We start from the raw sequence: 10625 nt of genomic DNA, 5'->3' as shown, positions 1-10625 counted from the left end.
GTCCCCACCAGCGCGCCCGCCCAGCGCAGCGCCATCTCGTGCACCTCCGGGTAGCTGGCGCACCGGTCACCGACCCGGATCGCGGGTTCCCGCCCGGACCGTGTCAGTCCCCGCAGGAACCGGGCGTAGAGCGGATCGCTCGGCGTCTCGGCCATCTCGACCTCCGTCATGAATAGGGGTTCCGCCGCCCTGCCCGGCCGGTAGCGTCCTGGATCGAGCCGGTCCGGCCGGTCCGGCCGGACCGCCATCGCCGATCGGAGCGACGTATGTGGGACAACCGGTTCGCGGAGTTGGTGCGCGGGCATCTGCCGTTCCTGTCGCCGGACGAGCCGCTGGAGCAGGACGCCCGGCTGCGTGAATTCGGCCTCGACTCGCTCGCCACGGTCGAATTGCTGGCCGAGTTGGAGCGGGAGTACCAGGTGCGCTTCGCCGACCAGGCGCTGTCGCTGGAGACCTTCGCCACCCCGGCCATCCTGTGGAAGACGCTGTCCGGGCTGACCGGCGCCGCCGAGTGAGTCACCCGGCGACCGCGTTCCGGCGCCGGGGCAGCAGGGCCAGTCTCGGGTTGACCGCCAGCACCTGGAAGTTCCGGGTGGTGGCGGGCACTCGGCCGAAGAGGCTGTCCGGCCCGGCCACACAGACCGTCCCGACGGACAGCCGACGCAGCGTCGCCAGCACGGTCGGCCACCGCATCGGTTGGTCGATGCCGTCCAGCAACATGGCCCGGATCCCCTCTCCGGTGCGTACCACCGACCCGTCCTGGTCGGCCACGACGGCCGTTCGCGGATCCGCGAACGGCAGGTCGCCGAGCACCTCGTCCTCGGCCTTGCGGCGCAGCGCGCCGAAGGCCGCCGAGTGCATCGGCGGCCGCATGGCGTAGAGCGGCAGGCCGCCCGCCCGGCGCACGCCGGCCTCGAACCGCTCGACGGCGCGCTCGCGCAGCGACACCATGGCGAAGTCGTCGTCCAGGTAACAGGAGATGTCGTACCACTCGCCGCGCTCGCCGAGATCGGCCAGCACCTCGGCCAGCCGCTCCGCCGGGGTCCGCACCACGGAGACGGTCACCACGTCCCGGTGCTCCGTGGCGAAGAACTCGGCCATGCACCGGGCCAGCCGGGCGGTCAGCCAGATCGCCTCGTCGGCCGGCAGCGCCCCGACGAACGCGGTAAGCGGCTTGCCCCCGAAGCTTGGCCCGGCACAGACATCGGCCCGTACCCCGAGTTCGTCCCGGGCCCACTCGGCCAGGGCCAGGCAGCTGACCAGGAAACCGACCTGGGCGTACTCGCTGTAGTCCCCCTCGGCCTCGCTGAACCGATCGATCAGCGAGTAGCCGAGCCGGGCGTCGGCGATCGCGACCAGTCGCCGGGCGACCGGGTTGGTCACCAGGAAGCGGCCCACGTCAGGAAACCGGGTCGGCCCCATCCCCGGAAACACCACCGCGGTCGCGGTGCGCTCGTCGTCCACTGTGTGCATCCTTCGGCTCTAGCCGCGGAGCCCGTGGAGGAAGTCGACCAGGACGCGGTGGAAGCGCTCCGGCTCCTCCAGGTGCGGCAGGTGACTCGACTCCGGGAAGATTTCCCACCTGACGTCCGGGATGTGCTCCTGGTACGGGCGGACAGCGGTCGGGGTGGCCTCGTCGTACCGGCCGGAGATGACCAGCGTCGGAACCGCGATGTCGGCCAACCGGTCGATCACCGACCAGTCTCGCAGCGTCCCGGTGACGTGGAACTCGCTCGGCCCGTTCATCACCGAATACACCGTCGGGTCGTTGCTGGTCTCCAGGAACGAGGCCAGGTAGTCCGGCGGCCACGGCACGATCCGGCAGACGTGCCGGTCGTAGAAGACCCGCATGGCGCGGCGGTACTCGTCGCTGTCGGTGGTCCCGGCGGCCTCGTGCCGGCGCAGCGTGGCGTCCACATCCGGGGGCAGCGCGGCCCGCAGCACCGCCATCTCCTGGCGCCACAGCACGTACGAGGCGGGCGCGTTCGCGATCACCAGGCCGCGCAGCCCCGATGGCCGGTCCGCGGCGTGGCAGGCGGCCAGCATGCCGCCCCAGGACTGCCCGAACAGCACGTAGTTGCCGGCCACGCCGAGCCCGTGCAGCAGGTTGTCCAGCTCGTCAAGGAACAGCCGCGGGGTCCAGAACTCCGTGCCCCGGTCGCTCACGTGCGTCGAGCCGCCGTTGCCGAGTTGGTCGTAGTGCACCACCGGCCAACCCGCCGCGGCCAGCGAGCACAGGCCGAGCAGGTAGTCGTGGCTGCTGCCCGGTCCACCGTGGATGGTGACGACGGCCGGAGCCGGAGTGTCCAGCGATCCGGTCACCCGGTACCAGGTGCGAAACTCGTGGTAGGGCAGCCAGCCCTTGGCGTCGGGCGCCACAGCCACGCGACATCACCTCACCGCCAGAAGCCAAGGGTCCGCCCGACCGGGCCCACCCGGATCTGTCTAGCCGCGGGGTCGACCGGCTCGCCAGCCCCCTATGGGGTCGGCCGGCGGACGCCCCCTAACCTGGCCGCGCACCGGCCCTGGCCCGGCCGGGGCCTGGTTACGCTGGCCGCCGTGCGAGTCATGTTGATGGTCTTCCCGACCAGGACGCATATCTACGGCGTCGCGCCGATCGGCTGGGCGCTGCAGGCGGCCGGACACGAGGTGCGCTTCGTGGTGCAGCACAACCCGGCCGAGGTCGAGCCGTTCCTGGAGACCGGCCTTTCCACCATGTGGTTCGGGGACGACTTCGACCTGGCCCGGCACCGGCGCGCGGCCCGCGGGCTGGACAGCGAGGGCGGCATGGACTCGGCGTACAAAATCTCCGAGAGCCGGCCGGAGAAGTACACCGACGACTACATCCGCACTGTCTACGACATGTGGGCCTGGGCCCTCCGCTGGGCGGCACCCGAGTCCTTCCTGGACGATGTGCTGCCCTTCGCCCGATGGTGGCGGCCGGACCTGGTGATCTGGGATCCAATCGTCTACGCCGGGCCGCTGATCGCCCAGGCGGTCGGCGCGGCGAGCATGCGGATGCTGATCGCGGCGGACCAGACCGCCCGGATCTCGTTCCAGTACCGGGACCTGATGCGCCGGGTGGATCCGGCCGGCCGGGAGCCGGACCCGCTCGTAACCTGGATGTCCGAGTGGTTGGACCGGCACGGCTGCGCGTTCGACGAGCGGCTGCGGTTCGGGCTGGCCAGCATCGACCCCGGGCCCGCGTGCATCCGGTACGACCTCCCCGTCAACTATGTACCGGTCCGGTTTGCGCCGTTCAACCGGCCGCTGCCGATGCCGGACTGGCTGCTGGAGAAGCCGACCCGGCCGCGGATCTGCGTGACCCTCGGCGTCTCCGCCCGCCAGGTGCACGGGCAGGAGGAGACCTCAGTGGCCAGCCTGCTCGACGGGCTGCGCGACCTGGACGTCGAGGTGGTCGCCACGCTCAACGCCGAACAACTGGCCGACGTGCCCCGGTTGCCGGACAACGTCCGCGCGGTCGACTTCGTGCCGCTCAACGAACTACTGGCCGGCTGCGCGGCGATCGTGCACCAGGGCGGTGGGGCGACGCTGGGCAACGCGGTGGTCAACGGGGTACCGCAGCTCATCATCCCGGGCACCACCTGGGCCGAGCGGGTTTCCGCGCTGGCCCAGGAGAAGCGCGGCTACGGCCTGTTCCTGGAGTTGGAGGAAGTCACCGCCGAGGCGGTCCGGCACCGGGTGACCCGGCTGCTGGCGGAGCCCTCGTTCCTCGCGTCCGCCCGCGAGGTACAGCGGGAGATGCTGGCCAGCCCGACCATGAACGACATCGTTCCGGAGTTGGAACTCGCCGCGGCTCGGCACCGAGGCGCCTGATCGAGTGGAGACCGCCGTGTTGAGTGTGGTGATTCCCACCTACAACGACGCGCACTGCTTGGAACTCACGCTGCGCTCGCTCACCGGGCAGACCCTGCCGGCCGAGCTGTTCGAGATCATCGTGGTCAAGGACGGGCGGCTGAGCGGCTACGAGGGCATCGAGCGGCACGGGCCCGGCCTGAACCTGCGGGTGGAGACCCTTCCGCAGCGCCGGGGGCGTTCCGGTGCCCGCAACGCGGGCATCGCACTGGCCAGCGGAGCGACGGTCCTGTTCCTGGACAGCGACTGTTACGCCGATCCACAGCTGCTCGCCCGGCACCACGCGTTCCACACCGAGCGGACCGGCCCGTACGTGCTGCTCGGCAACCGGCACGAGATCGACTGGCCGCACCTGGCGCTGCTGCTGCGGGACGAGCCGATCCCGCCGGACCTGCTCGCCACGCGGCACCAGGACATCAAGTTCGCCGGCCTGGACGCCGCGGAGATCGCCGGGTGCATGCAGACCCCATGGCTGTTCGCCCACTCCAACAACGCGTCCGTGCCCAGGAACCTGCTCACCGCGGTGGGCGGTTTCAACGAGGAGTTCGGCAAGCGCTGGGGCTGGGAGGACCTGGAGCTGTTCTACCGGGTGTACCAGCACCTCGACCGGCGCGCCGAGGCGTTCGAGTACGACCTCGGCGCGGTCTCCTACCACCTCCCGCAGCACCGCGACCAGGTCAGCTACTACCAGGAGATGTTCGAGAACAGGCCGGTGCTGCGGCGGCTACACAACAACATCGACTGGGAGTTCCAGTCGATGTTGCCGGCACCCGAGGTTTCCGCGAAGGTCCGCTACTACCGCGCGGTGATCGAGCAGTGCGTCAAGGCCGGTACCGGCCGGCTAGCCCCGGTCTGGCCGTGGCTCGCCCGGAAGCTGCCGCCCACCGGCCAGGTCCTGTTGATCGGAACCGGAACCGGTGAGGTGCCGGTCCCCGAGGGCGCGTTGACCTTCGACTACCAGGCACCGCCCGGATCGGGCAACTACCACCTGATCGGGGTCAACATCCCGGCCGGCGGTGGCGCCCTGAACCGGGTGGTGAGTGTGGACGTCTGGCGCTGCCTGCAGTGGCACGACCTGTGTGACTTCCTCCACGAGGCGACCCGGGCCGCCGTCCAGGTCCTGCTGGTGCACACCGCCGGCGCCGAGGTGCCGCACGACGCGATGCGCACCCCCGCCGAGATCGACTATCTGCTCCGGGCCCTCGCCCCGGCGTTCCATGTGACTGTGGAGCACGCCGGGTCGGGGATTACCGGAATCACCGTGCGCCAGCGGGCGGGCTGAGTCTCCCCCGGACCCGTTCGCCAACGGGCAGGCAGAGTCAATAGCGTCTATAGGATCACAGGCATGCGTGCGGGCGAAGGCGTGCTAGTCCAGGTCCTCGGCTCGGTCCGCATCTGGCGGGACGGGCAAGAAATCGATCTCGGGGCCACGAGCAGGCGGACCGTTCTCGGCATCCTGGCGCTGGCCAACGGGCAACCCGTGCACAGATCCGACATCGCTGATTCGCTCTGGGGCGAGCATCCACCGGCCAGCGCCGCGAACGTGATCCAAACCCACATCAAGCACCTGCGCCGGCTGCTGGAGCCGCATCGGCCGGCCCGTTCACCGAGCAAGATCCTGCCATCTATGGGCGACGGGTACGCCCTCTGCCTCTCTGGCGGCCAGCTAGACCTGGCCCGGTTCCACAGCCTGGTCACGACGGCCATGCAGATCCGCGCCGAGGGCGACGAGCGGCAGGCGGCCGCCCTGCTCGCCGCGGCGCTGGGGCTGTGGCAAGGCCCGCCGTTCGCCGACGTCCCGGCGCTTGCCCGGCACCCCAAGGTAATCGCGCTGGAGGTGAAGCGGCGCAGCGTGCTGGCCCGGTGCGGCGACATGATGATCAATATCGGAATGGCCGCGGACGCCCTGCCGCTGCTGGAGGAGGCGGCCGCCGCCGAGCCTCTGGACGAGGACGCGCAGGCCCGGCTGATCCGCGCCTACCACGCGGTCGGGCAGCGCGGTCGGGCGTTCGCCACCTACCACGCCACCCGGCACCGGCTGGCTGACGAGTTGGGGGTGGATCCCGGCCTGAGCCTCGCCTCCACGCACACCGCACTGCTGACCAACACCGCTCCGGCAGCACCGGCCCGGCCGCCCGCGGCGCACCCGGTGCCGGCCCAGCTGCCCGCGGACATCCGCGACTTCACCGGCCGGGTGAGCGAACTGCGCGAACTGGACACACTGCTGGCCGAAGACGGCCCGGGCATGCCGATCTGCGTGGTCTGCGGTACCGCCGGGGTGGGCAAGACCGCGTTGACCGTGCACTGGGCGCACCGGGCCAGGGCCCGGTTCCCAGACGGCCAGCTCTACGTCGACCTGCGCGGCTACGACCCGGAGCAGCCGGCCTCGGCCGGTGACGTCCTGGTCCGGTTCCTGACCGCGCTCGGCGTGCCGGCCGACAGCATCCCGCTCGACCTGGAGGGCCGGGCCGAGCGATACCGCACCGAGATGGCCGACCGGCGGGCGCTGGTGGTGCTGGACAACGGCGCCAGCGCCGACCAGATCCGGCCGCTGCTGCCCGGCGCCCCATCCTGCGCCGTACTGGTCACCAGCCGCAGCAGCCTGGCCGGCCTGGTCAGCCTGCACGGCGCCCACCGGCTCAGCCTCGACCTGCTCACGACCCAGGACGCCACCAGCCTGCTCCGCCGCTTGATCGGCGCCCGGGCGCAATCCGAGGAGCAGGCCACCGCGGTGCTCGCCGAGCAGTGCGCCCGGCTGCCCCTGGCGCTGCGACTCGCCGCAGAGCTGGCCAGCACCCAGCCGACCACCCGCCTGGCCGACCTGGTGCGGGAGTTGGAGAATCAGAGGCGCCGGCTGCGGCGACTGGACGCCGGCGGCGACCCCCGAGCCGCCGCCCAGGCGGTGTTCTCCTGGTCGTACCGGCACCTGCCGGACCGGGTGGCGCTGGCGTTCCGCCGAGCCGGTACCCACCCCGGCCCGAGTGTGGGGCCTTACGCGATGGCCGCGCTGAGCGGTGCCGACCTACCCGAGGCCGACCAGATGTTGACCCAGCTCACCCGGGCCCACCTGGTCCAGCCGGCACGGGCCGGGCGGTTCAGCATGCACGACCTGCTGCGCGCGTACGCGGCCGAGCTGAGCGAGGCGGAAGACACCGCGGCCGACCGCGCGCGGGCGATCGGCCGGCTCCTTGACCACTACCTGTTCACCATCGTCGTCGCGATGGACGTGCTACACCCGGGTGACCGGCACCACCGGCCCCAAGTGGCGGATCCGGGGACCCCCACGCCACCGATCCGGAACCCGGCCCAGGCGCGCGCCTGGTTGGACGGCGAGCTCACGACGCTCACCGTCGTCTGCGCGTACGCCGCCACCCACGACTGGCCGACGCACGCGATCCAGCTCTCCACCGCGCTCTTCCGCTATCTCGAGTCCGCCCCCTACGCCGACGCGCTCACCATCCACGCCCAGGCCCTGCACGCCGCCCGCCGGATCGACGACGCCGCCGGGCAGGCCCACGCCCTGACCAACATTGGCTCGGTGCATCGGCTCCAGGGCCAGTACCGGCCGGCCATCACCCATCTGGAGGAGGCGCTGGCCCTCCACCGGCAGACCGGCGACGGCTACGGCATCGCGCGTACGCTGTCGCACCTAGGCATCGTCCACGAGCGGCTGGGCGACTACCGGCTCTCCGTGCGCTATCAGGAGCAGTCGCTGGCCGCCTACCGCCAGATCGCCGACCGGTACGGCGAGGCCGGTTCCCTGATCAACCTGGGCACCGCGAACGGCCACCTCGGCCGGCACGACGTGTCCAGCAAGAACCTCCAGGACGGGCTGACCATCTTCCACGAGATCGGTGAGGACAGCGGCGAGGCGATCGGCCTGGCCAACCTCGGGGACCTCTACAACGAGCTGGGCCGACACCACGAGGCGGCCGAGCACCTGGAGCGGGCACTGGTCCTCTTCCGCAAGCTCGGCCACCACTACGGCGAGGCCACCACGCTGGCGAACGCCAGCACCGCTCAGATCCAGATCGGCCGGTACGAGCAGGCCCGGGAGAACCTCGAACGGGCCCTCACGATGTACCGCGACCTGGGGCACCGCTACGGCGAGGCGAGCGCGCTGAACGGGCTGGGCGAGCTGCTGCACGCCACCGGCCGGCCAGCCGAGGCGCTGCACCACCACAACGCCGCGCTGGCACTCGCGGTGGAGACCGGCGACCGGGACGAGCAGACCCGCGCCCAGCACGGCATCGAGCGCGCCCGCAAGTCACCCGGCGAGCCGGGCTGAGGCCCTCCGGCGGGTGACGATGAACCAATCCTGACAAGCTCGGCCTCAGCTCCCGGGTGGAGTTGGCAATCAACGCCTCACGCCGCCCGTTGACCCTCTAACTGCGCCACCGCCCTCCACACCTGGGCTAGCGGCTGGGCTCTTCCACCGTGGGAGGGGCCAGGATGAGGTCGTGAGCGGCGAACTTCACCTGGGGTGTCCCTGCGAGCGCGACCATACTCGCGACGCTGAGGGAGTCTACAGTCGACACCCACCAGGCGGCGCTCGTGGCCGCAAGAACGTGCTTTTCGGGCGGACGGCGCGGCGCCGTGGCGTGGGTTCTCAACTCGTCGAGTTCGCACTTGCCTTGGCCCGCACTGCGGATTGCTACAAGATCCAGATCCTGTCTCCCGTCCATCGAGTCGAGGCCCACGCATTTACGAGTCGCTGGGGTTCCGCGTCGTGCGAACCCGTATTGGTCCCGGCCCCCACCCATGACCAGCACGATGAAGGACCCTGACCAGGGAAAAACTGGTCAGGGTCCTTCATCGGGTGTCCGGCCGTCAACGGCCCGTGGCGGCTGCCTGCGCAAGGTTCGGCGCACGCCGGTCAAGGCCGAGAGCTCGCTCGATGTGCTGGTGACGCGCGTGGGCTTTCGGTGTCCGTGGCTTTGTGGGGCGATGTGACTGTGGCCGCGACGTTGGTTCGTCGCCCCGGACCGGAGCCAGTTGTCCCAGGAAGGGGTGCCAGGGCTCCGATGTGGTTGACTGCCCGTAGTCCGGGCTCGGCGTGGCCCCGGAGAGGTTGTCACCACTGTCGGCGCACCGTTGCCTTGCTACCGATCACCAAACTTGCCGGCGGAACGTCATCGGCCACGACCGCGCCAGCGGCGACCACGGCATCACGGCCAATGCTGACGCCGGGCAGGATCGTGGCACCGGCGCCGATCCACACGTTCTCCGCCACGTCGATGGGCGCGCCGCTCAGCCACCCCCGCCGCTCCTCGGGATCGACCGGGTGACCGACGGTGACGAACGTGACCTTTGGTCCGACCATCACGCGCTCGCCGAGCCGGATGCCGGCGTAGTCCAGGAACGTGCAGTTCTGGTTGATGAACACACGCTCGGCGAGGTCGAGGTGAAGGCCGTGGTCCGTGTAGAAGGGCGGATAGATCGTAACTCTCGCCGGCAGCGGCTTGCCGAGGATCTGCTCGAACAGGTCCGCCTTGCCCGCTTCGTCCTCGAAGGGCAGGACGTTGAGGCGGGAGGTGAGCTCGGTGACCCGCAGGACCCTCTCGGCCATGGCCTGGAACTCCGCGCTGTGGATGCGCATGAGACGGTCACTGGACATGCCACGATCCTTTCCGGTGTACGACACCGGCAGCCACTGCGGCGCGGAACCGCCATGAACACGAGGCGAGCGGAAGCGCGATCATATGCGGAGACTGTTGTCGGATCATGATGGCCCCGGCCGCTGCGCCGCGCGAGCCGTGACCTGACCCGCTGGTCACTGGGGCAATCTCGGAGAAGAGCCGGCGTATTCAACCGGAGCACACTGTGTGCATTCTCGTACGGCGCTCCGCCGACGACGTGCTGCCGTCCGGAGGTGCGCGTGTACCGTCCGACCCTGGATCACCTCGCCGACTCGCTGGCGTTGACCGCCCTCGTCGCCGGGTCGCCGATCGTCACGCTGTTCCTGCTGCTCGGCGTGGTGCGGGTGCGGGCGTGGCTGGCCGCGCTCGGCGCGCTCGCCGTCGCCCTGCTCGTGTCCATCGTGGCGTACTCGATGCCGGCCGGACAAGCGCTGCTCACCGCGAGCCAGGGCGCGACGTTCGCGCTGTTCCCGCTCGCGTGGACGTTCGGCACCGCCATCTGGATCTACCGGATGACCGTGACCAGCGGGCACTTCGACGTGCTCCGGCGCTCGTTCGCCAAGGTCAGCGACGACCAGCGGGTGCAGGCGCTGGTCATCGCGTTCTGCTTCGGTTCGTTGCTGGAGGGTCTGGCCGGCCAGGGCACCCCGGTCGCGATCACCACGGTGATGCTGCTGGCGCTGGGTTTCCATCCGATGAAGGCGGCCTCCGTGGCGCTGGTGGCCAACACCGTGCCGGCCGCGTTCGGGCCGCTCGGCCTGCCGATCACCACGCTGGCGCGGGTCACCGACCTGCCGGCGAGCGACCTGGGCGCGATGGCCGGACGCCAGGTGCCGGTGATCGCGCTGTTCGTTCCGCTGCTGTTGGTCGGCATCGTCGGCGGTCGCCGAGGGCTGCGTGAGACCTGGCACGTGGCGATGGCCTGCGGATTGTCGTTCGCGCTGGCCCAGTTCCTCACCTCGAACTACTCCTCGGCGGCGCTGGCCGACATCGTCGCCGCACTGGTCAGCGCTGCGGTCGTGGCGGGGACCGCGCGGGTGTGGCCACCCCGGCGCAACGCTGACCAGGTGACCGACGCGACGTCCGCTGGGGACCGTGCCGACCCCTGGC

8 protein-coding genes are annotated in these 10625 nt (G+C 70.8%); 5 read left to right on the top strand and 3 right to left on the bottom strand.

Going from position 1 to position 10625, the window contains the following annotated elements; translation table 11 throughout:
• Window positions 1-266 precede the first annotated feature (266 nt).
• The gene (locus tag E1193_RS25830) at window positions 267-515 is read left to right on the top strand and encodes a phosphopantetheine-binding protein (RefSeq protein WP_132185786.1); all 249 of its coding nucleotides are present in this window, start codon (window positions 267-269) and stop codon (window positions 513-515) included.
• A 1-nt stretch (window position 516) separates the two neighbouring features.
• Here the strand turns inward: E1193_RS25830 and E1193_RS25825 are convergent, their stop codons facing one another.
• Window positions 517-1473 carry an ACP S-malonyltransferase gene (locus tag E1193_RS25825; RefSeq protein WP_132185785.1) on the bottom strand — a complete coding sequence of 319 codons (957 nt, stop codon included), beginning with the start codon at window positions 1471-1473 and terminating at the stop codon, window positions 517-519.
• 9 nt (window positions 1474-1482) lie between these two features.
• A complete protein-coding gene (locus tag E1193_RS25820) occupies window positions 1483-2385 on the bottom strand; it encodes a proline iminopeptidase-family hydrolase (protein ID WP_132185784.1) in 903 nt (300 codons plus the stop codon).
• A gap of 183 nt (window positions 2386-2568) precedes the next feature.
• Here E1193_RS25820 and E1193_RS25815 point away from each other — a divergent pair, with 183 nt between their 5' ends.
• The 3 genes from E1193_RS25815 (at window position 2569) to E1193_RS25805 (ending at window position 8164) form a co-directional block, all read left to right on the top strand.
• On the top strand, window positions 2569-3837 hold the full coding sequence (locus E1193_RS25815) for a nucleotide disphospho-sugar-binding domain-containing protein (RefSeq protein WP_165945827.1): 1269 nt from the start codon (window positions 2569-2571) through the stop codon (window positions 3835-3837).
• 16 nt (window positions 3838-3853) lie between these two features.
• Window positions 3854-5158: a glycosyltransferase family 2 protein gene (locus E1193_RS25810; RefSeq protein ID WP_165945825.1), complete on the top strand. Its 1305-nt coding sequence runs from the start codon at window positions 3854-3856 to the stop codon at window positions 5156-5158.
• A gap of 63 nt (window positions 5159-5221) precedes the next feature.
• Window positions 5222-8164: a tetratricopeptide repeat protein gene (locus E1193_RS25805; RefSeq protein ID WP_132185782.1), complete on the top strand. Its 2943-nt coding sequence runs from the start codon at window positions 5222-5224 to the stop codon at window positions 8162-8164.
• Between the two features lie 786 nt (window positions 8165-8950).
• Here E1193_RS25805 and E1193_RS25800 read toward each other — a convergent pair.
• On the bottom strand, window positions 8951-9493 hold the full coding sequence (locus tag E1193_RS25800; protein ID WP_132185781.1) for a DapH/DapD/GlmU-related protein: 543 nt from the start codon (window positions 9491-9493) through the stop codon (window positions 8951-8953).
• 261 nt (window positions 9494-9754) lie between these two features.
• On the opposite strand from E1193_RS25800, the gene E1193_RS25795 reads away from it, so the two are divergent.
• On the top strand, window positions 9755-10625 hold an 871-nt coding region (locus tag E1193_RS25795), incomplete at its 3' end, for an L-lactate permease (RefSeq protein ID WP_132185780.1).

The organism is Micromonospora sp. KC606, assembly GCF_004348675.1.
In the GTDB taxonomy this organism is placed as follows: domain Bacteria; phylum Actinomycetota; class Actinomycetes; order Mycobacteriales; family Micromonosporaceae; genus Micromonospora.
This window is presented reverse-complemented; position numbering and strand designations above follow the sequence as displayed.